The organism is Streptomyces sp. NPDC048270 (genome assembly GCF_040652335.1).
Taxonomy (GTDB): Bacteria; Actinomycetota; Actinomycetes; order Streptomycetales; family Streptomycetaceae; genus Streptomyces.
This window is the reverse complement of the sequence record NZ_JBEZLV010000002.1, coordinates 1-22176: the sequence shown is the minus strand read 5'-3', so window position 1 is coordinate 22176 and position 22176 is coordinate 1. Positions and strand designations below refer to the sequence as shown.

The window sequence follows — 22176 nt, the reverse complement described above, 5'->3', positions numbered from 1 at the left end:
GACCGCATGAGTACGCAACTGAGCGCCGGCGGCGCCGAGCTGACCATCGACCAGGAGAACGGCTGCCGGATCAGCAGCCTGCGGGTCGACGGGACCGAGCTGCTGCGCCAGGGCCCGCACTTCGGGGCCTTCCCGATGGTCCCCTGGTGCGGCCGCACCGCGAACGGGCGGTTCCGTGACGGCGCCGTCGTCCACCAACTGCCGGTCAACCACCCCCCGCACGCCATCCACGGCTTCGGCCGCGACACCGCCTGGCGCAAGGGCCGGCTCACGGACACCGAGGCGGCGTTCGTCTTCGACCTCGCCGACCCGTGGCCGTGGCCCGGCCGGGTCACCCAGAGCTTCGAGCTGACCCCCGACGGGCTGACGCTCTCCATGGGCGTCGAGACGTACGGCGACTCCTTCCCGGCCCAGGCGGGCTGGCACCCCTGGTTCCGGCGCAACCTCGGCACCGGCGAGGACGTACGCCTCGACTTCGCACCCGAGTGGCAGGAGGAGCGCGGCGACGACCACCTCCCCACCGGCCACCGCACCGAGCCGAAGCCCGGCCCCTGGGACGACTGCTTCGGCATGCCGCACGGCGTCGACGTCACCCTCACCTGGCCCGGCGCCCTGGAGCTCAAGGTCACCAGCCGCGAGGAATGGGTGGTGGTCTACGACGAGGAGGCCGAGGCCGTCTGCGTCGAACCGCAGTCCGGTCCGCCGAACGGGCTGAACACCCTCCCGCGCCTGGTCACCCCCGTCGACCCGCTGGAGGTCTCCACCACGTGGGCGTGGCGGCGGCTCCCGTAGAGCCGAATTAAGCTCAGGGGCATGAGCGACGTACGCGATGAGCTTCTGCAGCAGATCAAGGACAAGGCCGTCGTGCACGGCAAGGTGATCCTCTCCTCCGGCCGGGAGGCCGACTACTACATCGACCTCCGCCGGATCACCCTCGACGGCGAGGCCGCCCCCCTGGTCGGGCAGGTCATGCTCGACCTCACCGCCGACCTGGACTTCGACTGCGTCGGCGGCCTCACCCTGGGCGCCGACCCGGTCGCGACCTCGATGCTGCACGCCTCCGCCGCGCGCGGCGGCCGGCTGGACGCCTTCGTCGTCCGCAAGGCGCAGAAGGCCCACGGCATGCAGCGCCGCATCGAGGGCACCGACGTCAAGGGCAAGCGCTGCCTGGTCGTCGAGGACACCTCCACCACCGGCGGGTCCCCGCTGACCGCCGTCGAGGCGGTCCGCGAGGCCGGCGGCGAGGTCGTGGCCGTCGCCACGATCGTCGACCGCGGCGCGGCCGGAGCCATCGCCGAGGCGGGTCTTCCCTACCTCACCGGCTACCGCCTCGAGGACCTGGGCCTCTCCTAGCCACCGGCGCCCGGACCCCGCCCCCGCACAACTGGGGCCGAAGGTCCCCGTACGTCCCGGATCAAGCTCTGACCTGCTGCTTTTCGGGCTGCCGGGATGTTTCACGTGAAACATCCCGGCAGGTTCCGGCCGTACTGGCCGACAGCGGGGGTGGAGTGTCGGGCGGAGTCTGGAAAGATGGGTGCGACGATGACGTCGCCCCCAGGTCAGGGCCCGCAATAAGCACACTCCCCGCACATCCAAGGAGCGGACAGATGCCCATCGCAACCCCCGAGGTCTACAACGAGATGCTCGACCGGGCGAAGGCAGGCAAGTTCGCCTACCCGGCCATCAACGTGACCTCGTCCCAGACCCTGCACGCTGCGCTGCGCGGCTTCGCGGAGGCCGAGAGCGACGGCATCATCCAGATCTCCACCGGTGGTGCGGAGTTCCTGGGTGGCCAGTACAACAAGGACATGGTCACCGGTGCGGTCGCCCTGGCCGAGTTCGCGCACATCGTGGCCGCGAAGTACGACATCACGGTCGCGCTGCACACGGACCACTGCCCCAAGGACAAGCTGGACGGCTATGTGCGTCCGCTGCTCGACATCTCCGCCGAGCGCGTCGCCAAGGGTCTGAACCCGCTCTTCCAGTCGCACATGTGGGACGGCTCCGCCGAGACCCTGGCCGACAACCTGGCCATCGGCCAGGAGCTGCTCGCCAAGGCCGCCGCCGCGAAGATCATCCTCGAGGTCGAGATCACCCCGACCGGCGGCGAGGAGGACGGCGTCAGCCACGAGATCAACGACGAGCTGTACACCACCGTCGAGGACGCGATCCGCACCGCCGAGGCCCTGGGCCTGGGCGAGAAGGGCCGCTACCTGCTGGCCGCCTCCTTCGGCAACGTGCACGGCGTCTACAAGCCGGGCAACGTGGTCCTGCGCCCCGAGCTCCTCAAGGACCTCCAGGCCGGTGTCGGCGAGAAGTACGGCAAGGCCTCGCCGTTCGACTTCGTCTTCCACGGCGGCTCGGGCTCCACGGCCGAGGAGATCGCCACCGCGCTGGAGAACGGCGTCGTGAAGATGAACCTCGACACCGACACCCAGTACGCCTTCACCCGCCCCGTCGTGGACCACATGTTCAGCAACTACGCGGGTGTGCTGAAGGTCGACGGCGAGGTCGGCATCAAGTCCAAGTACGACCCCCGCACCTGGGGCAAGGCCGCCGAGGCCGGCATGGCCGCGCGCGTCACCGAGGCCTGCGCCAACCTGCGCTCCACGGGCACCAAGCTGAAGTAGGCGCGCACGCGGGCACGTTCGTCCGCGTCCGTGCACGCCGCGCGCAGTGAAGGGCCCGGCCCGCCGTCCACGACGGCGGGCCGGGCCCTTCGGCGTGCGCGCCCCGCGATACCCCAGACTGGGGGCATGTCCATTCACCAGAACCTGCTCGGGGGCCCCGCCCCCACCCACCTCCCCGACGAGCCCGGCCGTGAGGCCCTGGCGTCCGGCACCCCCGCGGTCGAGGTGGCGGCCGCGCACCCCACCTCCTCCCTCGCCTGGGCGACCCTCGCCGACGAGGCCTTCGCCGCCGGCCGCACGGTCGAGTCGTACGCGTACGCCCGCACGGGCTACCACCGCGGCCTCGACGCCCTGCGCCGGGCCGGATGGAAGGGCCACGGGCCCGTGCCGTGGGAGCACGAGCCGAACCGCGGCTTCCTGCGCGCCCTGAACGCCCTGGCCCGCGCGGCCGAGGCGATCGGCGAGAAGGAGGAGCACGAGCGGTGCTCGACCTTCCTGCGCGACTCCTCGCAGACGGCCGCGGACGCGCTGCAGGCGTAGGTTCCGAGGGCGGGATTGTGACGTACGCCACTCCCCGCTGGAGCCCCGCCCCGACCGCGTCCTATGATGCGGGCAGGGGACCGGGGCTCCACTTGCCTCACGGAAGGAGCGGACCGCTACCCGGAAGCACGTGTCGAGGAGACAGCGATGTCGAACACCCTTGATGCCTCCGGAGCCGGTTCGGACACCCCGAACCTCGACTTCGCCGGCACGACCCCGTACGAGGACTACGTCCAGGCGGACGTCCTCACCCACCTCCAGCACCTCCGCTCGGACGACCCCGGCGAGATGGTCTTCCTGGTCACCACCCAGGTCATGGAGCTGTGGTTCACGGTCATAGTCCACGAGTGGGAAACCGCCGCGAAGGCCCTGCGCGAGGACCGCGTCCCGGTCGCGATGGACGCGCTGAAACGATCCCTCCGCGAACTCGAGGCCCTCAACGCCTCCTGGCGCCCGCTCGCCCAGCTCACCCCGGGCCAGTTCAACGCCTACCGCTCGGCGCTCGGCGAGGGCTCCGGCTTCCAGTCGGCGATGTACCGCCGGATGGAGTTCCTGCTCGGCGAGAAGTCCGCCTCCATGCTCGTCCCGCACCGCGGCGCCCCGCGCGTCCACGCGGAGCTGGAGAAGGCCCTGCACGAGCCCAGCCTCTACGACGAGGTCCTGCGCCTGCTGGCCCGCCGCGGCCTGCCGGTCCCGGCCGAGGTCCTGGAGCGCGACCTCTCGCAGCGCTACGAGCCCTCGGCGCAGGTCGAGGCCGTCTGGACGGGCCTGTACGCCACCCCGGACGAGCACCTGGACCTGCACCGGCTGGGCGAGGTCCTCACGGACGTCGCCGAGCTGGTCTGGCGCTGGCGCAACGACCACCTCGTGGCCACCCGCCGCGCGATGGGGGCCAAGACCGGCACGGGCGGCTCCGCGGGCGTCACCTGGCTGGAGAAGCGCGCCTCCAAGAACGTCTTCCCGGAACTGTGGACGGCCCGCAGCCATGTCTGAGCCGATGCGGACACCTGATCTCCAGGCCCGCGCCGAGGCCCTGGACACCGCCGACGAGCTGGCCAAGCTCCGCGAGCGCTTCACCCTGCCCGAAGGCGTCGTCTACCTCGACGGCAACAGCCTCGGCGCGCTGCCGGCCGGCGTCGCCGAGACCACCGCCGACGTCGTCGCCCGGCAGTGGGGCGAGCTCCTCATCCGCTCCTGGGACGAGAGCGACTGGTGGACCGCCCCCGAGCGGATCGGCGACAAGATCGCCCCCCTCATCGGGGCGGCCGCCGGCCAGGTGGTGGTCGGCGACTCCACCAGCGTCAACCTCTTCAAGGCCCTGGTCGGCGCCGCCCGCCTGGCGGAGCCGGGCCGCACCCGGCTGCTCGTCGACGCCGCCACCTTCCCCACCGACGGCTACATCGCCGCCTCGGCGGCCAGGATGACCGGCCTCGAGGTGGTCCCGGTGGACCCGTCCGACGCCGCGCGGGCGATCGGCGAGGACACCGCGGTGGTGCTCCTCAACCACGTCGACTACCGCTCGGGCCGGCTGCACGACCTCCCCGCCCTGACAGCCGCCGCCCGCGCCGCCGGCGCGGTCGCGGTCTGGGACCTGTGCCACTCCGCGGGCGCCCTCCCCGTCGGCCTCGACGAGCACGCCGTCGACCTCGCGGTCGGCTGCACGTACAAGTACCTCAACGGCGGCCCCGGCGCCCCCGCGTACCTGTACATCGCCGAGCGCCACCAGGCCGCCTTCGACTCCCCCCTCCCCGGGTGGAACGGCCACGCCGACCCCTTCGCCATGACGCCGGAGTTCACCCCGGCCGACGGCGCCCGGCGCGGCCGCGTGGGCACGCCGGACATCCTGTCCATGCTGGCCCTGGAGGCGGCGCTCGACGTGTGGGACGGCGTGTCCGTGGAAGCGGTGCGCGCCAAGTCCCTCGCCCTGACCGACTTCTTCCTCGCATGCGTGGCGGCGTACGTCCCGCAGGGCAGGGTCGAAGCGGTCACCCCGGCCGAGCACGCGCAGCGCGGCAGCCAGGTCTCGCTGCGCACCGCGAACGCCCGCGAGGTCATGGCGGAGCTCATCGCGCGCGGCGTGATCGGCGACTTCCGCGCCCCCGACGTCCTGCGCTTCGGGTTCACCCCGCTCTACGTCGGTTTCGCCGACGCGGAGCGTGCGGCGCGCACACTGGGTCACATTTTCGGGTGACCCCGTAGCGAAACGTCACATCACCGGGCGGGCGGGGCTACGGCTCCGCCCGCTCCGGCATATCCCGGGCCCCGCACGGAACGGCTCGTTCCAGACTGATACGGTCCCGCTCTGCCGGACCACCGGAACATCTGTCCCCGCTGTCCCACGCGTTACCGAGAGGTTGAGCCGATGACGGACCCCGCCGCAGTGGAACGGGACGCCGCCGAGGCCGCCTCGGCCTTCTCCCATCCGGCGGTCGCGCCGGACGCGACCGCCGCGTACGGGGAACACCCGGACCAGGTCGTCGACTTCTACGCCCCGCGCGGCGCGGGCGCGGGCCCGGCTCCGCTGGTCGCCGTACTGCACGGCGGCGCATGGCGGGCCCCGTACGACCGGCAGCACGTCACGCCGTTCGCCGACTTCCTGGCCCGGCAGGGTTTCGCGGTCGCCAACGTCGAGTACCGGCGCGGGCGCTCCCTGCCGCACCAGGGTTCCGAGGGCCCGGTCGCCGGCCGCTGGCCCGAGACCTTCGACGACGTCGCCGCCGCGCTGGACGCGCTCCCGGGCCTCGCCGCGGCCGCCCTGCCGCAGGCCGACATCCGCCGGGTGGTCCTGACCGGCCACTCGGCGGGCGGGCACCTCGCGCTGTGGGGCGCGGCCCGGCACGTGCTCCCGTACGACTCGCCGTGGAGGCTGCCCTCCCCGCCGATGCTGCGCGGGGTGGTGGCGCTGGCCCCGATCGCGGACTTCGCGGTGGCCGAGGAGCTCGGGGTGTGCGGGGGCGCGAGTGCGCAGCTGCTGGGCGGGCCGGAGCAGTTCGCCGCCCGTCTCCCCTGCGCCGATCCGGCGGCCCTGCTCCCGACGGGCATCGCGACGGCCGTGGTCCAGGGCCGCGAGGACATCGTGGTCCCGCCCGCGGTGGCGGAGTCGTACGTGGCCGCGGCGGCGAAGGCGGGGGAGACGGTGGGCCTGACCCTGCTGGACGGGGTCGGCCACTTCCCCCTCATCGACCCGGCGGCGGACGCGTGCGCGGTGGTGGCCGAGGAGATCTCGCAGCTGGCCTGGTAGGGGGCGAAGTTGTCGGCGGCTGCCTAGAACGGGACAGGTCAGGGCAGATCCGGGCCCGGTTCCCCCACCCGCCCGAATACCCGGCTGAACCCGCGCCGTAAGCTATGTAGGCTGCACCCGATACATCCTGAGCACGTTCAAAAATGGGGGGATCGGTGCGCAGTCGCCGTCTCGTAGTATCCGCCGCACTCATCGCAGCCGGTGCGGGGCTCATACCCGGAATGGCCCACGCGGCCGACCCGGGCAAGCCGGCCGCCAACCGCGTGGCCGCCTCCGCCGTCGACCTGGACAAGGCCGCGGCGTCGAGCAACCAGAAGTTCAGCAGCCCCGCCGACCGCACGGTCCGGCGGAGCCTGCCGGGGGCCCAGGACAAGGCCGCCACCGCCCAGGCGCAGGGGGCCGCCGTGGGCAACCAGGACCTGGCGATCGTCCTGAACGCGGCGACCGAGACCGCGCACGGTCTCACGCTGAACACGGAGATCGTCAGCGCGCCCGCCACGCTCGCCGTCACCATCGAGTGGGGCGACGGCAAGAAGGACACGACCACCGCCGGCGGGTCCACCACGCTGACGAACCAGCACACCTACGCGGAGCTCGGCGAGTACACCGTCAAGGTCACCGTGAAGGACACCGCGAACCAGGCCGAGGTCGTCAACGACTTCCAGATCCAGACCGCGGGCTCGGACTTCACCCCGTACGGCCCGACCCGTCTCCTGGACACCCGCAGCGGCATCGGCGCCGCCAAGGGCAAGGTCCCGGCGCGCGGCACGGCCCACCTGAAGGTCGGCGGCAACGGCGGCATTCCGGCGGGCGTCACCGCGGTCGTCCTGAACGTCACCGCCACCAACACCACCGAGGCCGGTCACGTCACCGTCTTCGGCTCGGGCCACGAGCAGCCGATCACCTCGAACGTGAACTTCGAGGCCGGCCAGACCGTGCCGAACCTGGTCGTCGTGCCGGTCGGCAAGGACGGCTACGTGGAGCTGTTCAACGGCGGCTGGCAGTCGATCGACCTGCTCGCCGACGTCACCGGCTACTTCACCCGGTCCGCGTCCAGCGGCTACGCGTCGATGACGCCGACCCGCTTCGTCGACTCCCGCGAGGGCCTGGGCACCGCCAAGGGCCAGGTCGCCGGCCAGGCGGTCTTCAGCACGCAGATCAGCGGCCTGCGCGGGGTGCCGCAGGGCGTCAGCGCCGTGGCGCTGAACGTGACCGTCACGAACCCGAAGGAGACCGGTCACCTGACCGTCTTCCCGAGCGGCCAGACGGCTCCGTCCACGTCCAGCGTGAACTTCTCGGCCGGTCAGACCATCGCCAACTCGGTGATCGTGCCGGTCGGCGCTGACGGGAAGATCAGCGTCCGCAACGGCGCCTGGGCCGGGGCCGACGTGATCGTCGACGTCGTCGGCTACTACAGCACGGCGAGCAACGGCGCCTACGTGCCGTCGGCGCCGGGCCGCCTGATCGACAGCCGTGACCCCGAGAGCCCGATCTACGGCGAGCTGCCGGGCCGCATGTACTTCGCCCTGGAGATCTCGGGCGACGAGCCCGGCATCGCCGGCTACGTGCTGAACACCACGGTCACCAACACCCAGGGCGCCGGCTTCCTCTCGGTCGCCCCGGACCCGAACCGGCTCGAGGACTACTGGGACGAGACCGCGGTCAACCCGACGCGTCCCACCGCCTCGACCCTGAACTGGACGGCCGGCAAGACCGTCCCGAACCTGGTCCAGGCGAGCGCCGGCACCACCGGCGTGGTCGACTTCTGGAACCAGGGCTGGGAGCCCACGGACCTGATCGTCGACATGTTCGGCTACTACGAGACCAAGTAGCGGAACCCGTCAACGCCCCGGGCCCGGCCGCGAAGGCCGGACCCGGGGCGTTGTCCTACCTCGCACACCCACACACGTGAACAGAAAAATGGGGGGCCGGTGCGCAATCGCCGACTCGTAGTTTCCGCTGCCCTCGTGGCAGCCGGTATCGGTCTGATCCCGGGCACCGCCCAGGCGGCGGGCCCGGTGGCGCCGGGGGGCCTCGGGGTGGCGGCGTCCGCGGGGACGCCGGGCAAGGCCGGGGAGCAGGGCGGGGCCAAGGCCGTCCGCAGCGGCGCGGACCGTACGGTCGTCACGTCCGGGGCTGCCGTGGCGGGCAACCCGGACCTCGCGATCGAACTGGACGCCTACCACAACTCCGCGCACGAGGTCCTGCTCGTCACCAACGTGAAGAGCGCGGCCGCCGCGCTCGAGGTCACCGTCGCCTGGGGCGACGGGACCACGGAGAAGTACACCGCGTCCGGGGCCGACGTACAGAGCCGGAGCCACCTGTACGCCGAGGTCGGGACGTACCCGGTCAAGGTCACGGTGAAGGACACGACGAACGGCGTCACGGTCGTGAACGAGGTCGCGTACGTCACCGACGGCAGCGAGTTCACCCCGCACGCGCCCACCCGGCTGCTGGACACCCGCGAGGGCGTCGGCGCGGCCAAGGCCAAGGTCGGGGCGAAGGGCATGGTGGCCCTGAAGGTCGGCGGCAGCGCCAAGATCCCCGCCGACGTCGCCGCCGTGGCCCTCAACGTCACCGTCACCAACGCCGCGGAGGCGGGCCACATCGCGGTCCAGCCCGGCAAGGACTTCATCCCGCCCAAGACGTCCAACCTCAACTACGTCGCGGGCCAGACCGTCCCGAACCTGGTGATCGTGCCGGTCGTCGACGGCTACGTGCACCTGGTCAACGGCGGCTGGGCGCCGGTCGACCTGATCGCGGACGTCACCGGCTACTTCACCCACTCGGCGGCGGGCGGCTACGCCCCGCTGACGCCCGTCCGCGCCGTCGACACCCGCTCGGGCCTGGGCACCGCCAAGGGCCAGGTCGCCGGCTACGGCACGTTCGGCGTCGAGGTCGCCGGGCTGGCCGGGATCCCGAAGGGTGCCACCGCCGTGGCGCTGAACCTGACGGCCACCAACCCGCAGGAGGCCGGTCACCTGACCGCCTACCCCAGCGGTCAGGCGGCGCCGTCCACGTCCAGCGTGAACTTCGCGGCCGGTCAGACGGTCGCCAACTCGGTGATCGTGCCGATCGGGCCCGACGGCAAGATCACCATCCGCAACGGCAGCTGGAAGCCGGCCGACGTGGTGATCGACGTCGTCGGCTCCTACAGCCCCACCAGCAACGCCGCCTTCCGGGCGGCGGACGAGCCGTTCCGGATGATCGACACCCGCCAGGACGCCTGGTACCGCACCGCCGGTCCGGTGCCGGCGCGTGAGTACCTGCTGCTGCCGCTCATGGGCGATTCGGCCGAGCCCGTCACGGCCTGGGTGCTGAACGCCACGGTCACCAACACGCGCGGTGCGGGCCACCTCTCGGTCGCTCCTGACCCGAACACCTGGACCGACTACCAGAAGGGCCTCCAGGTCAGGCCGGAGCGTCCGGGCTCCTCGGCCCTCAACTGGACGGCGGGCGCGACCGTTCCGAACCTGGTCCAGACGTCCGGGGGCAAGGGCGACGTCATCGACTTCTGGAACCAGGGCTGGGAGCCGGTCGACGTGATCGTCGACTGCCTCGGCTACTACGAGACCAAGTAGGGGTTCCGGACGTGACGACCGAGCATCGACAGAAGCATGGGGGTTCGGTGCGCAACCGCCGACTCGTAGTCTCCGCCGCCCTCGTGGCGGCGGGTTTCGGCCTGGTCCCGGGCATGGCCCAGGCCGCGGGCCCCGCTCCGACGGGTCCCGCGGCCGCGGGTCGCGGGCCGACCGCTCCGGGCGTGGACCTGGACAAGGCGCGGGCTGCCGCCGCCCTGACCTTCGCCAGCCCCGCCGACCGTACGGTCCGTACGGCGCCGCCGGCCGGCAAGAACAAGGCCGCAGGGGCAGAGGCAGGGGCGCAGGCACACGCTCAGCCTCAGGCTCAGGCCGCCGAAGGCAATCCGGCCCTGGCCGTCGAGCTGGCCGGATCCAGCCACACCGCGCACGGACTCGACCTGGAGTCGACCGTCACGAGCGCCGACGCCTCGCTCGACATCAGCATCGCCTGGGGCGACGGTACCGCGGACCGGGTCACCGCCTCCGGCTCCACCGTGCTGAACAACAGCCACAGCTACGCCGAGGTCGGCACCTACACCGTCACGGTCTCGGTGTGGGACGCGACGAACAAGGTCTCGGCCGTGAACAAGACCGAGATCACCACGGCGGGCTCCGACTTCACGCCCCACGCGCCCACTCGGCTGCTGGACACCCGCCAGGGGACCGGTGCGGCGAAGGCCAAGGTCGGGCCGTACGGAATGACCGCCTTGAAGATCGGCGGCGTCGGCAAGATCCCGGCCGGCGTCACCGCCGTGGCGCTCAACGTCACGGTCACCAACGCCACCTCCGCCGGGTACGTCGCGGTCCAGCCCGGCAAGGACTTCTTCGAGCCCACCACGTCGAACGTGAACTACGTGGCCGGCCAGACCGTCCCCAACCTGGTGATCGTTCCGGTGCACGAGGGTTATGTGCACCTGATCAACAGCGGTGCCGGATCGGTCGACCTGATCGCGGACGTCACCGGCTACTTCGGCCGCACCGAGTCCAGCGGCTACACCTCGCTGGCTCCGGTCCGTTTCGCGGACACGCGCGAGGGCCTCGGCACGATCAAGGGCCAGGTCCCGGGCTACGGCACGTTCGGACTGGACATCGCCGACCGCCGGGGCGTTCCGAAGGGCGCCACCGCGGTGGCCCTGAACATGACCGTCACCAACCCGAAGGACGCCGGTCACCTGACCGCCTTCCCGAGCGGTCAGGCGGCGCCGTCGACGTCCAGCGTGAACTTCTCGGCCGGTCAGACGGTCGCCAACTCGGTGATCGTGCCGATCGGGCCCGACGGCAGGATCAGCATCCGCAACGGCGGCTGGGCCCCGGCCGACGTGGTGGTCGACGTCGTCGGCTACTACAGCCCCGACAGCAAGGCGGCCTTCATGCCGCTCGTCCCCAACCGGCTCCTCGACACCCGCACGTGGGCCTACGGCCCGCTGCCGGCCCGCGGCTACGTCCCCCTGCCGATCTACACGGGCTACCCCGGCATCGAGGGCTACGTCCTGAACGCCACGGTCACCAACCCCCGCGGAGACGGCTTCCTGTCGGTCTCGCCGGACCCGAACACCTGGGACCTGTACGAGAACGGCACGGCGGGCTGGCCCGAGCGGCCCGTCTCGTCCACGCTCAACTGGACGACGGGCTCGACCGTTCCGAACCTCGCCCAGGCGAGCGCCGGCAAGGGCAGCGTCATCGACTTCTGGAACCAGGGCTGGGACGAGACCGACCTCGTCGTGGACATGTTCGGCTTCTACGAGAAGAACTGACCCCCGGCTGACATGTGGAAGGGCCCGTCCGATCTCGCGATCGGACGGGCCCTTCGCCCGTGCACCTGCGGGCGTCAGGACGTGAAGTAGCCGTTCAGGTCGGCGATCACGTCGACGGAGCCGGAGTTGTTGAAGAACGTCACCCGCCCGTCCACGACCGGGACCACCACCAGGTTGGCGACGGTCTGCCCGGCCGTGTAGTTGAGGTTCGACACGTTGGGGCGCGCGAGCCCGTGCGGGTGGACGATCAGGTGGCCGGCCTCGGTGGGGTTGGTGACCGTGACGTTCAGGACCACGGCGGTCACGCCTTCCGCGGGCACTCCGGAGACCCCGGCCACCTGGAGGCTGACGAAACCGCCCGGACCCACGGCGCCCGCCCGGGCACCGGTGCCGTCGCGGGTGTCGAGCAGCCGGACCGGGCCCGCCGCGGAGAAGGTCGAGCCGGTGGCTGCGTAGTAGCCGGTGACGTCGGCGATCAGGTCGACGGAGCCGGAGTTGTTGCGCAGGTCGACCTTCCCGTTGACGACGGGCACGGTCACTAGGTTCGGCACGATCCGCCCGGCCGTGAAGTTGAGGTTCGACACGTCGGGTGCCGCCTGCCCGTTGGGGTAGACGGTGACGTGCCCGGCCTCGGTCGGGTGGACGGCGGTCACGTTCATGACGACCGCGGTCACCCCGGTGGCGGGGATGCCCTTGACGCCCGCGACCTGGAGGGTGACGACCCCGCCCGGTCCGACCCGCTGCTTCTGTGCGCCGGTGCCGTCCCGCGTGTCCAGGAACCGGGACGGTGTGATCGAGTTCAGCGCGGAGCCGACCCCGGCCTTGTCGGTGTAGTAGCCGGTGACGTCGGCGATCAGGTCCACCGAGCCGGCGTTGTTGCGCAGGTCGACCTTCCCGTTGACGACGGGCACGGCCACGAGGTTGGGCACGATCTGCCCGGCCGTGAAGTTGAGGTTCGACGACTGGGGCGCCGGTCGGCCGTTGGGGAAGACGGTGACGTGCCCGGCCTCGGTCGGGTGGACGGCGGTCACGTTCATGACGACCGCGGTCACCCCGGCGGCCGGGATCCCCTTGACTCCGGCGACCTGGAGGGTGACGACGCCACCGGGCCCGACCCGCTGCTTCTTGGCGCCGGTGCCATCCCGCGTGTCCAGGAACCGCGAGGGCCCGGCCGGCACGAACCGGCTGCCCTTCTGGGCGGGCGCGGGGGCGGTGACCGTGTACGCCTTGGGGAGGTAGCCCGGCGAGGGCACTCCGCTGGTGTAGGCAGCACCGTTGATCAGCAGGTCGTACTGGCCGGGCTCCAGCCCGTTCGTGTCGACTGTGACGTGCAGCTGAGTTCCGTCGGCGTTCAGTGTGACGGGCTCCAGGGCCCGTTCCGGTGAGCCGCTGCGGATCAGCGTGAGCTCGGTGTCGCGGGTGAGCCCGGTACCGCTGACGACAGCTCCGGTACGTGTACCGGCCGTGCTGGTCGACGGGCTGATGCCGGTCAGGTCCGGCGGAACGCAGCCCGCGTCGCAGATCCCCTTCAGGTGGAAGTCGACGGGGGTGCGGGCCCCGCCGGGGCTCAACAGCAGGACCGCTTGGCCGGGTACCGCGTCGGCGCTCGCACGGCAGGAGAAGAACAAACGGCTGGGGTCCCCGTTCGAGCACCCGTAGCCGCTCGCCTCAGAAGTCCATCCCGGTCCGCTCATCAGGTCGAGGTCCGGCATTGCGGTTCCTACGTTCGAGGTGTTGCCGGAAGCCGTGAACGACTGGCCGGGCCGCATGTCGATCACGGCGCAATACGCGCTTGAGGTTTCGGAAAGAGTCCCGCTCCGGGTGGGGAAGTCATTGATCGCGACTTTGTTGGCGGTGCATTCGGGGGCCCAGCCCGAAGCCGTTCCCACTCGCCAGGTGTCCAGCTTCAGCGATAGGGGCACATCGCGAGCCGCGTCGGATGCGATGACCGCTGTGTACGAGGTCGAGCCGCCGGCGCGGCAGGAGGTGCGAGAGGCCGGGCACACGAGGCGGCCGTCGCTGTCCACGACGGTCAGACGGGAGATTTCGCCGCCGTGGTGGCCGGGCGTCCGTGCAGCGATCCAGAGTTTGTCCGTGGTGGCTGCGTCCACGCGCACGCAGCGTGCGTCAAGGTCGGACGTCAGGTCGAAGACCGAGGAAGGGCCCCCCGTCATCATGGACGCCGGGGTCGCACAGTGCGTACTCGTCGTCACGTCACGACGGACGAGCTTGAACGTCGATTCGCCGCCCCAGCTCATGACGAACAGCACCGTGTAGGGCACACCCGGGGCGAGGGAGCATGGGGTGGCCCTGTTGTCGCCGTTGGTCTCGCACCTCACGTCGCCTGCGTCGTCGACCAGCCTGACTGTCGCGCGCCCCATGCCTGAGCTGCTGGCGTAGTCGATCATTTCGGCAGTGGAGTGCGAGTCCCCGGGCACGCTGAGACAACCCCAGTTGTGGATCGCGGAGACCGCGACCTCGGCGCCCCAGGCACCATCGCCGAATGTGGACCGAGGCCAGGGCGAGCAACCGCCGGCCTCGCCTGTCCGGTGGAAGACGAGTCCGTAGGTGGAGCCCGGCTGTCCGCTCAGGTGGGCACGGAAGGGGGCCGTGCCGGTCAGCTTGCAGATGGGCCCGGTGTCACACTGCAGGGTCCCGGACGCGTCGTACACCTTCACCTGGACATGGCTGCCGCCGGTCGGCGGCCGGTTCAGTGTGTAGATGCCCTTCCCGGTAGCGGTCGGAAGGTTCAGGCAGAACTGTTGCCCGGGCGCGCCGAACGCTCCGGTGACCGGACCGGCCACGAGGCCGTTGTCGTGGGTCGCCGTGCATCCCCTCGTCTCCTTGACGGAGACGAACGCGATGCCGAAGGCCGTGACATTCCGCGACCGGGGGTCCGCCGACCAGGTGTAGTCACCAGGGGACAGGTCGCAGGTGCGTTCGCCACAGCCGGGAACGATTTCGCCGGCTGCGGAGAGGAGCTTCGAAGGGAGCGGGAGTATGCCGGAGGAGACCGCGGCGAAGGAGTGCTCGGCCGCCCGCGTGACCCGAATAATGCGGCATTGCTCCGTCCGGCTCAGGTCCGGTGCAGCCCCGAAGGCCTGCGGGACGACCTGCACGCAGCCTTCCGGCCTGGAGAGCCGGGCCATGGAGTAGTCGTAGACGGCGGCCCTGCCCCAGGTCTCCAGTGCCGAGATCCGGAAGGGCGCGGTGCCCGTGAGCTTGCAGTCCATGGCGTAGTCCGCGCGGGGGTAGGTCGTGCAGATCTCCTTGCCCGAGGCGTCGTACACGCTCTGCAGGACTTCCTCGTTGGAGCTGTAGGAGCGCAGGACGTCACCTGCCACCAGGTCCAGGGTGTAGCAATCACCGGTCGAGCCGGTCGACAGCGACTTGGCGAACACGGTCGGTCCGCCGAGCTTGCTGTCACCTGCACCGATCGCCTGGCACGCGGTGGACGAGAGCAGGGGGGAGTACGACACGGAGATGCCGTTCGCCACGCCGCCCCTGTCCGTGACCTGCACCGTGTACGTCCCGGCCTGACTGGTGGGGCACCGTCGTGCTCCGGGTTGGGTGAACTCGCACGTGACCTGGGCGCCGCCAGGTGCGATCAGCTTGGTGGTGGCCGCATTGCTCGTGCTGACGCGCAGCAGGACGAGGTCCTTCTGCTGTGGCAGGGTGAGCGCGAAGGACGCCGTCTTGAACGGGTCGACCGTGCAGGCGACGACCGTGTGCGGAGCCGCGGTTACCGGGCAGGGCTGGGAGACCTCGCCCTTCTCCAGCGCGAGTACGGCTGCCTGCGGGTCGGCTTCGGGATCCTGCTGACGCGTGACCTGTGGACCGGCGGCCGTCGGCTGCGCCGCGACCGGGGCGCTGACGGGCGGCGCCGCTGCCGCAGTCGCCGTACCCGTCTGGCCCGCGAGCGAGGCCAGCAGGGCGAGCAGCAGGGTGCCCGAGGCGGCGATCGCGCCGCCCCGCCCCCGTCTGCTCCGCCCTCTTCTGCCGATCGGCAGCAAACTCATGAACCCCCCAGTTCGGATGGGCCCCAGCTCTGTGACCTGCGCAGGAGCTCCGGGCAGGCGGAGTGTAGCGCCCGCTGCGGACAGCCCGAGGGGCGGGACGCCTCAAGCGCGTCCCGCCCCTCGGGTCTTGCGTTGTTCCGTGCCTAGAGGAACGAGTTGATCTCGATCGTCTCGGTGCGGCCGGGGCCGACGCCGATCGCGGAGATCGGGGCGCCCGACATCTCCTCGAGGGCCTTCACGTACGCCCGGGCGTTCGCCGGCAGCTCCTCGAAGGTCTTCGCCTTGGTGATGTCCTCCGACCAGCCGGGGAGGTATTCGTAGATCGGCTTCGCGTGGTGGAAGTCCGTCTGCGAGTACGGGAGCTCCTCGACGCGCTTGCCGTCGATCTCGTACGCGACGCACACCGGGATCTGCTCCCAGCCGGTCAGCACGTCCAGCTTGGTGAGGAAGAAGTCGGTCAGACCGTTCACGCGGGTGGCGTAGCGCGCGATCGGCGCGTCGAACCAGCCGCAGCGGCGGTCACGGCCGGTGGTCACGCCGCGCTCGCCGCCGATGCGGCGCAGGTCCTCGCCGTCCTGGTCGAACAGCTCGGTCGGGAACGGGCCGGCGCCGACGCGGGTCGTGTACGCCTTCAGGATGCCGATGACGCGGCTGATCTTCGTCGGGCCGACACCGGTACCGGTGCAGGCGCCGCCCGCGGTCGGGTTCGAGGAGGTGACGAAGGGGTACGTGCCGTGGTCGACGTCGAGCAGGGTGCCCTGGCCGCCCTCGAAGAGCACGACCTTGTCCTCGTCCAGCGCGTTGTTGAGGATCAGGGTGGTGTCGGCGACGTACGGCTTGATCTGCTCCGCGTACTGGAGCATCTCCTCCACGATCGCGTTGGCGTCGATCGCGCGGCGGTTGTAGAGCTTCGCGAGGAGCTGGTTCTTGCCCTCGAGCGCCGCTTCGACCTTCTGGATCAGGATCGACTCGTCGTAGAGGTCCTGGACGCGGATGCCGATGCGGTTGATCTTGTCCGCGTACGTCGGGCCGATGCCGCGGCCGGTCGTACCGATCTTGCGCTTGCCGAGGAAGCGCTCGCCGACCTTGTCGAGGGTGACGTTGTACGGCGTGATCAGATGCGCATTGCCGCTGATGAGCAGCTTGGAGGTGTCGATGCCGCGCTCGTTGAGGCCGCGCAGCTCGGAGAGCAGGACGGCCGGGTCGACCACGACGCCGTTACCGATGACCGGGGTGCATCCGGGGGAGAGGATGCCGGAAGGGAGAAGGTGCAGTGCATACTTCTGGTCGCCTACGACGACGGTGTGGCCGGCGTTGTTGCCACCCTGGTAGCGCACTACATAGTCGACGGATCCACCGAGCAGGTCGGTGGCCTTTCCCTTGCCCTCGTCACCCCACTGAGCTCCGAGCAGCACAAGAGCGGGCACAGGCGTACACCTCTTCCGGATGGGGCATGTCCAAGGTCAGGGGGCGTACGACGATGTACACCGCAGGCTGAGCCGTCGGACCGGTGCCCCGGAATAGACGAAGGCCCTGGCGCAATAGCGCAAGGGCCTCTTGCACAAAGATGCTACCCGAGGAAGGACCGAGGTGTCGGCTCCAGAGCCCACCATGAGCCACGCGGGCGCGCCGGTAGGCGGCCTGCTCGTGCTCGTCGACCCGGTCGCCCGCCGTCTTGACGGCGAGTCCGTGCGGATCGCGAAGGATGTGTTGTCAGCGGGCGCGGCGGCGAAAATCTGCCTCCCGGACTCACAGGAGGAGTTTGCGCGGGCTCTGGCCCGCCGGGGTCATCGGCGGCCGGTGATCGTGGGCGACGACCGGGCCCTGGTGCGCGCCGTGGGGCTGCTGCACCGGGAGCGGGGGCTGGCGGAGGGGGCCCTTTCGCTGGTGCCGGTGGGGCCCACGGGGTCGCTGGGGCTGGCCGGGGCGCTGGGCGTGCCGCTGTCGGCCGTGGCGGCGGCGCGCGCGGTGCTGGAGGGGGCGGTACGGATGTGCGACCTGCTGGTGGACGACAGCGACGGGGTGGTCCTGCGCTCGCTGCGGATCCCGCCGCTGCGGTCGGCGGCCGCCGGGTCCCCGGCCGTGCCCTCGGTGTGGAGCGCGTACCGCTCGCTGGTGCGGACGCTGGTCCGCCCGGCGGCCGGCGCGGGCGACGCGGCCCGGCTGCGGCTGCGGGTGGAGGCGGACGGGGTGGTGCTGGCGGACGTGGACCGGCCGGTCGAGGACGTCTCGGTGGCCACCGGGGAGGACGGGGGCCTCGCGGAGGTCGTCGTGCGGACGGGTGGCGGCGGCGCGGGCTCGGCGGTGTCGGCGCGCGCCAAGACGGTCTCGGTGTCGGGCACGGACTTCCGCTACCGGGCCGACGCGGCGATGACGGGGCCGGTCCGGCGGCGCACGTGGACCCTGCATCCCTCGGCGTGGGCGCTGACCGTGCCGAGGTGACGTCCGTCGGGGGCGGTCGGGGCCGGGCGGCTGCCCCGGCCACGGGCTCAGGGGCGGTGGCGCGGTGACGGCGGCGGTCTCGGAGGCGATGCGCGGCGCGCTCGCCGACTGGCGGCGGGACGGGCTGCTGCTGTGCCTGCTGCCGGTGTTCTGCTGGCCGGCGGTGGTCGCGGCGGTGCTCACCCGGCCGACGGTGCTGGTGGTGTTGCTGAGTCCGGTGGTGCTCGGGATACGGGAGCTCCTGGCGGCCCGGTGGGCCGGGCGGGCCCTGCGCGACCCGGCCGCGCGCTGGACCTCGTACGAGGCCGTCGTGGTGCGCAGGGGCTGGCTCCCGCCGGTACTGGTCCTGGAGGGGCGGGTGGAGGGGCTCGGGGGTGCGGGAGGGCCTGGGCTTGCGGGCGGGGCGGGGGCTCCGGGCGGGCCGGGGGCCGCGGGCGGGGCTGCGTTTTCGAGTGGGCATCGGGGTCGGCTGACCCTGGGGCTGCTGGGCCGGCGGGTCCTTCCGCCCGGCCCGCTGGCTCCGGCCAGCCCTCCGCTTCCCGCGGGCCCGAGCGCGGCGGGCCCGAGCGCGGCGGGTCCGAGCGCGGCGGGTCCGAGCGCGGGGGGCCCGAGCGCGGGGGGCCCGAGCGCGGGGGGCCCGAGCGCGGCGGGTCCGAGCGCGGCGGGCCCCAGCCCGGGGGCTCCGAGCCCGGGCGGTCCGCATTCCGGCGGCCCGGACCCCGGTGATCCCGCCTCCCGGACCGGCGTGGTGCGGGTCCTGCTGGCCGGGGATCCCGCGGTCGGGGCCGTCCTGTGGGTCCCGGCGGCCCGCCGGCTGGGGCGGGTCCGCCCGGCGCGGGATCAGCCCAGGTCCAGGGTCTCCCGGTAGGCCCGCCAGCGGTCCAGCAGCCCGAGCAGCTCGCCCTGCATGAACGCGAAGAAGGCCGCCGTCTCGGCGACGCGCGCCCCGGCCGGGGTGTCGGCGCCCAGGCCTGCCGCGCCCTCGCGCAGGGTCTTCTCCCACAGGGTCAGCACCTGGTCCCGCCGGGTGAAGGTCTCGTACCAGAGCTCGTTGTGCAGGACGTACCGGTCCCGCCGGGAGCCCGGCTCGCGCTCGCGGCTGACCATGTTGACCTGCGCCAGGTAGGACACCGCCCCGGACACCGCCGCCGGGCTGATCCGCAGCGCCTCGCCCAGCTCCGCCGAGGTCATCGCGGCGGTGTCGCTCGCCAGCAGCTGCGCGAAGACCCGCGCGGCCATCCGGGGCATGCCCGCCTCGGTCAGCTGCGCGCCGAACCGCTCCACGAAGCGGGAGACCGCTTCCCCGTCACGTACTGCCATCTCGTCCGCCATATCGTCCGCCACCCGCCCAACTTTACGTGATTTCCTAACTTCACAATTTTGTGAAAGAAGCGTACGTTCGGAGACATGACGAAGGCAATCAGCGTCGCCGGACTCCACAAGGCGTTCGGCCGCACCCACGCGCTGGACGGGCTCGACCTCTCCGTGGCCACCGGCGAGGTGCACGGCTTCCTCGGCCCCAACGGCGCCGGCAAGTCCACGACGATCCGGGTCCTGCTGGGCCTGCTGCGCGCCGACTCCGGCGCCGCCGAACTCCTCGGCGGCGACCCGTGGGCCGACGCCGTGGCCCTGCACCGCCGCCTCGCCTACGTGCCCGGCGACGTCACCCTGTGGCGCAACCTCTCCGGCGGCGAGGTCATCGACCTCTACGGGCGGCTGCGCGGAGGCCTCGACCGCAGCCGCCGCGCCGAGCTGACCGAGCGGTTCGAGCTGGACCCGACCAAGAAGGGGCGCGCGTACTCCAAGGGCAACCGGCAGAAGGTCGCGCTCGTCGCCGCCTTCTCCTCGGACGCCGAGCTGCTCATCCTCGACGAACCCACCTCCGGCCTCGACCCGCTGATGGAAGGCGTCTTCAGGTCCTGTGTCGCCGAGGCCCGCGCCGCCGGGCGCACCGTCCTGCTCAGCTCGCACATCCTCGGCGAGGTCGAGGCCCTCTGCGACCGGGTGAGCATCATCCGCAAGGGCCGCACCGTCGAGACGGGCACGCTCGGCGACCTCCGCCACCTCACCCGCACGTCGATCAGTGCCGAGCTCGCCGGGGCGCCGAACGGCATCGCCCAGCTGCCGGGCGTGTACGACGTGCGGGTGCAGGGCCTGAGGGTCAGCCTCCAGGCCGACACCGACAAGCTGGACGCCGTACTGCGCGCCCTGACCGCGTCGGGCGTGCGGTCGCTGACCTCGACCCCGCCCACCCTCGAAGAACTGTTCCTGCGGCACTACGCGGACGCGGAAGGCGCGGCGCGATGAAGAACCAACTGGCCGGGACGGGCGCCCTGCTGCGGCTGGCCCTGCGCCGCGACCGCGTGATGCTGCCCGTCTGGGTCGCGGTCGTGTCGCTGCTGGTGCTCAGCATGCCCGCCGCCCTCGAATCCGTGTACGCGACCCCCGCCGAACGGTCCCGGCTGGTCGTCACGATGGGCGGCAACGGTTCCCTGCGCGCCCTGTACGGCCCGCTGTTCGGCGACTCGGTCGGCGCCCTGACCGCGTGGCGCAGCGGGGTCTTCGCGGGGCTGCTCGCCGGGGTGATGAGCCTGGTGATCGTGGTCCGGCACACCCGCGAGGAGGAGGAGACGGGCCGTCAGGAGCTGCTCTGCGCCGCCATGGTGGGACGACGGGCGCCGCTGACCGCCGCGCTGCTCGCCGCCCTCGTGGCGAACGGCCTCGTCGCACTGGTCGTGACCGCCGGCCTCGCCGGGCGGGGCGCGGGCGGGGCGGCGGCCCTCGGGCTCGCCCTCGGCGCCACCGGGATGGTCTTCGCGGGGCTGGCGGGCGTCGCCGCCCAGCTCACCGAGAGCGCACGGCTCGCGAAGGGGCTCGCCGGGGCGGTGCTCGGCGCCGCCTTCGTCCTGCGCGCCGCGGGCGACGCCGGTTCGCGGACCGGCTCCTCGGCGCTGACCTGGCTCTCTCCCGTGGGATGGCTGGAGCACGTACGGGCCTTCGCCGGCGAACGCTGGTGGGTGCTCGCCCTGTTCGCCGGGGCCGTCACCGCCCAGGTGGCGGCGGCGTACGCGCTGGCCGGGCGCCGTGACGTGGGCATGAGCTTCCTGCCCGCCCGGCCCGGCCCCGCGCAGGGCCGGCTCGGTTCGGCCGGAGCGCTGGCCTGGCGGCTGCAGCGCGGCAGCCTGGCCGGCTGGAGCCTGGGCTTCCTCGTCGCCGGTGCGGTCTTCGGCGGGATGACCGACGGGGCCACGGAGTTGGTCGGCGACAACGAGAGGACGCGGGAGATCATCGAGCGGATGGGCGGTCAGAGCGGGATCGCCGACGCGTTCCTCGCCACGATGGCGGGGATGCTCGGCCTGGTCGCCGCCCTGTACATCGTCTCGGCGGTACTGCGGCTCGGCGGTGAGGAGTCGGGGCAGCGCGCCGAACCCCTGCTCGCGCACCCGGTCGGCCGGCTGCGCTGGGCCGGCGGCCACCTGGCCGTGGCCTTCGCGGGCTCGGCGCTGATCCTGCTGCTCGGCGGGCTCGGCCTGGGCATCGGGCGCGGGCAGGGCGTCGCCGCGGCGGTCGGCGCCACGCTCGCACAGCTCCCGGCGGTCTGGGTGATCGGGGCCGTCGCCGCGCTGCTGTACGGGGCGGCACCCAGGTACGCGGTGGCCGCCTGGGCGGTGGCCGGGACCGCGCTGGCCCTCGGCTGGATCGGGCCGGCGCTGCGGCTCCCGGAGGCCGTCATGAACCTCTCGCCCTTCGCCCACCTGCCGAAGCTGCCGGGGGCCGAGGCGCTGGCCTGGTCCCCGCTGCTGACCCTGACGGCCCTCGCGGCGGCCCTGATGTGCGCCGGACTCCTGGCCCTCCGCCGCCGCGACATGGCGGCCTAGGTTCTGTCCGGCGGATCATTCGCGGAGCCAGAGTCTGATGGCTGCTGTGGTGATGGTGCCGTGGAAAACGTAGGCGCGTTTGTCGTAGCGG

At 72.1% G+C, this 22176-nt stretch carries 17 protein-coding genes; 14 read left to right on the top strand and 3 right to left on the bottom strand.

Annotated features, from left to right (window positions below):
• The first annotated feature begins 6 nt into the window (after nucleotides 1-6).
• From AB0D66_RS01640 to AB0D66_RS01595, 10 genes are all read left to right on the top strand, one after another.
• Nucleotides 7-792 carry an aldose 1-epimerase gene (locus tag AB0D66_RS01640; protein WP_362295005.1) on the top strand — a complete coding sequence of 262 codons (786 nt, stop codon included), beginning with the start codon at nucleotides 7-9 and terminating at the stop codon, nucleotides 790-792.
• A 21-nt stretch (nucleotides 793-813) separates the two neighbouring features.
• Nucleotides 814-1353, top strand: coding sequence for an orotate phosphoribosyltransferase (gene pyrE, locus AB0D66_RS01635; RefSeq protein WP_362295002.1), 540 nt, complete (start codon nucleotides 814-816; stop codon nucleotides 1351-1353).
• 254 nt (nucleotides 1354-1607) lie between these two features.
• On the top strand, nucleotides 1608-2630 hold the full coding sequence (gene fbaA / locus AB0D66_RS01630) for a class II fructose-bisphosphate aldolase (protein ID WP_362294999.1): 1023 nt from the start codon (nucleotides 1608-1610) through the stop codon (nucleotides 2628-2630).
• Between the two features lie 126 nt (nucleotides 2631-2756).
• Nucleotides 2757-3170: a DUF3151 domain-containing protein gene (locus AB0D66_RS01625; protein WP_362294997.1), complete on the top strand. Its 414-nt coding sequence runs from the start codon at nucleotides 2757-2759 to the stop codon at nucleotides 3168-3170.
• 147 nt (nucleotides 3171-3317) lie between these two features.
• Nucleotides 3318-4163 carry a tryptophan 2,3-dioxygenase family protein gene (locus tag AB0D66_RS01620; RefSeq protein WP_361750610.1) on the top strand — a complete coding sequence of 282 codons (846 nt, stop codon included), beginning with the start codon at nucleotides 3318-3320 and terminating at the stop codon, nucleotides 4161-4163.
• Nucleotides 4156-5361 (top strand): kynureninase, encoded by a 1206-nt coding sequence (kynU, locus tag AB0D66_RS01615; RefSeq protein ID WP_362294993.1) that lies wholly within the window; start codon nucleotides 4156-4158, stop codon nucleotides 5359-5361. Before AB0D66_RS01620 ends, kynU begins: the two co-directional genes overlap by 8 nt.
• A gap of 171 nt (nucleotides 5362-5532) precedes the next feature.
• Nucleotides 5533-6411: an alpha/beta hydrolase gene (locus AB0D66_RS01610; RefSeq protein ID WP_362294991.1), complete on the top strand. Its 879-nt coding sequence runs from the start codon at nucleotides 5533-5535 to the stop codon at nucleotides 6409-6411.
• 221 nt (nucleotides 6412-6632) lie between these two features.
• Entirely contained in the window at nucleotides 6633-8243 is a 1611-nt protein-coding gene (locus AB0D66_RS01605) for a hypothetical protein (RefSeq protein ID WP_362294988.1), read from the top strand.
• A 135-nt stretch (nucleotides 8244-8378) separates the two neighbouring features.
• Nucleotides 8379-9992 carry a hypothetical protein gene (locus tag AB0D66_RS01600; RefSeq protein ID WP_362294985.1) on the top strand — a complete coding sequence of 538 codons (1614 nt, stop codon included), beginning with the start codon at nucleotides 8379-8381 and terminating at the stop codon, nucleotides 9990-9992.
• Between the two features lie 47 nt (nucleotides 9993-10039).
• Nucleotides 10040-11746 (top strand): hypothetical protein, encoded by a 1707-nt coding sequence (locus AB0D66_RS01595; protein ID WP_362294982.1) that lies wholly within the window; start codon nucleotides 10040-10042, stop codon nucleotides 11744-11746.
• Nucleotides 11747-11820: 74 nt separating this feature from the next.
• On the opposite strand, the gene AB0D66_RS01590 is transcribed toward AB0D66_RS01595, so the two are convergent.
• Together AB0D66_RS01590 and AB0D66_RS01585 are read right to left on the bottom strand one after the other, a co-directional pair.
• The gene (locus tag AB0D66_RS01590; protein WP_362294979.1) at nucleotides 11821-15765 is read right to left on the bottom strand and encodes a hypothetical protein; all 3945 of its coding nucleotides are present in this window, start codon (nucleotides 15763-15765) and stop codon (nucleotides 11821-11823) included.
• A 143-nt stretch (nucleotides 15766-15908) separates the two neighbouring features.
• The gene (locus AB0D66_RS01585; protein ID WP_362294977.1) at nucleotides 15909-17192 is read right to left on the bottom strand and encodes an adenylosuccinate synthase; all 1284 of its coding nucleotides are present in this window, start codon (nucleotides 17190-17192) and stop codon (nucleotides 15909-15911) included.
• A 184-nt stretch (nucleotides 17193-17376) separates the two neighbouring features.
• Here AB0D66_RS01585 and AB0D66_RS01580 point away from each other — a divergent pair, with 184 nt between their 5' ends.
• Both AB0D66_RS01580 and AB0D66_RS01575 read left to right on the top strand, forming a co-directional pair.
• Nucleotides 17377-18207 (top strand): diacylglycerol kinase, encoded by an 831-nt coding sequence (locus AB0D66_RS01580; protein WP_362295834.1) that lies wholly within the window; start codon nucleotides 17377-17379, stop codon nucleotides 18205-18207.
• Nucleotides 18208-18271: 64 nt separating this feature from the next.
• Entirely contained in the window at nucleotides 18272-19075 is an 804-nt protein-coding gene (locus tag AB0D66_RS01575) for a hypothetical protein (RefSeq protein WP_362294974.1), read from the top strand.
• On the opposite strand, the gene AB0D66_RS01570 is transcribed toward AB0D66_RS01575, so the two are convergent.
• A complete protein-coding gene (locus tag AB0D66_RS01570) occupies nucleotides 19048-19539 on the bottom strand; it encodes a MarR family transcriptional regulator (RefSeq protein ID WP_362295831.1) in 492 nt (163 codons plus the stop codon). The genes AB0D66_RS01575 and AB0D66_RS01570 overlap by 28 nt on opposite strands.
• Before the next feature lie 75 nt (nucleotides 19540-19614).
• Here AB0D66_RS01570 and AB0D66_RS01565 point away from each other — a divergent pair, with 75 nt between their 5' ends.
• Together AB0D66_RS01565 and AB0D66_RS01560 are read left to right on the top strand one after the other, a co-directional pair.
• Entirely contained in the window at nucleotides 19615-20514 is a 900-nt protein-coding gene (locus AB0D66_RS01565) for an ABC transporter ATP-binding protein (RefSeq protein ID WP_362294972.1), read from the top strand.
• Nucleotides 20511-22085 (top strand): ABC transporter permease, encoded by a 1575-nt coding sequence (locus tag AB0D66_RS01560; RefSeq protein ID WP_362294969.1) that lies wholly within the window; start codon nucleotides 20511-20513, stop codon nucleotides 22083-22085. The genes AB0D66_RS01565 and AB0D66_RS01560 overlap by 4 nt, the downstream gene beginning before the upstream one ends.
• Nucleotides 22086-22176: the final 91 nt, after the last annotated feature.

Excerpts from the sequence above, each read along its gene's own strand:
- AB0D66_RS01640 (WP_362295005.1), top strand. The coding sequence starts at position 7 with ATGAGTACGCAACTGAGCGCCGGCGGCGCCGAGCTGACCATCGACCAG.
- pyrE (WP_362295002.1), top strand. The coding sequence starts at position 814 with ATGAGCGACGTACGCGATGAGCTTCTGCAGCAGATCAAGGACAAGGCC.
- fbaA (WP_362294999.1), top strand. The coding sequence starts at position 1,608 with ATGCCCATCGCAACCCCCGAGGTCTACAACGAGATGCTCGACCGGGCG.
- AB0D66_RS01625 (WP_362294997.1), top strand. The coding sequence starts at position 2,757 with ATGTCCATTCACCAGAACCTGCTCGGGGGCCCCGCCCCCACCCACCTC.
- AB0D66_RS01620 (WP_361750610.1), top strand. The coding sequence starts at position 3,318 with ATGTCGAACACCCTTGATGCCTCCGGAGCCGGTTCGGACACCCCGAAC.
- kynU (WP_362294993.1), top strand. The coding sequence starts at position 4,156 with ATGTCTGAGCCGATGCGGACACCTGATCTCCAGGCCCGCGCCGAGGCC.
- AB0D66_RS01610 (WP_362294991.1), top strand. The coding sequence starts at position 5,533 with ATGACGGACCCCGCCGCAGTGGAACGGGACGCCGCCGAGGCCGCCTCG.
- AB0D66_RS01605 (WP_362294988.1), top strand. The coding sequence starts at position 6,633 with ATGGCCCACGCGGCCGACCCGGGCAAGCCGGCCGCCAACCGCGTGGCC.
- AB0D66_RS01590 (WP_362294979.1), bottom strand. The coding sequence starts at position 15,765 with ATGAGTTTGCTGCCGATCGGCAGAAGAGGGCGGAGCAGACGGGGGCGG.
- AB0D66_RS01580 (WP_362295834.1), top strand. The coding sequence starts at position 17,377 with ATGAGCCACGCGGGCGCGCCGGTAGGCGGCCTGCTCGTGCTCGTCGAC.
- AB0D66_RS01570 (WP_362295831.1), bottom strand. The coding sequence starts at position 19,539 with ATGGCGGACGAGATGGCAGTACGTGACGGGGAAGCGGTCTCCCGCTTC.
- AB0D66_RS01565 (WP_362294972.1), top strand. The coding sequence starts at position 19,615 with ATGACGAAGGCAATCAGCGTCGCCGGACTCCACAAGGCGTTCGGCCGC.
- AB0D66_RS01560 (WP_362294969.1), top strand. The coding sequence starts at position 20,511 with ATGAAGAACCAACTGGCCGGGACGGGCGCCCTGCTGCGGCTGGCCCTG.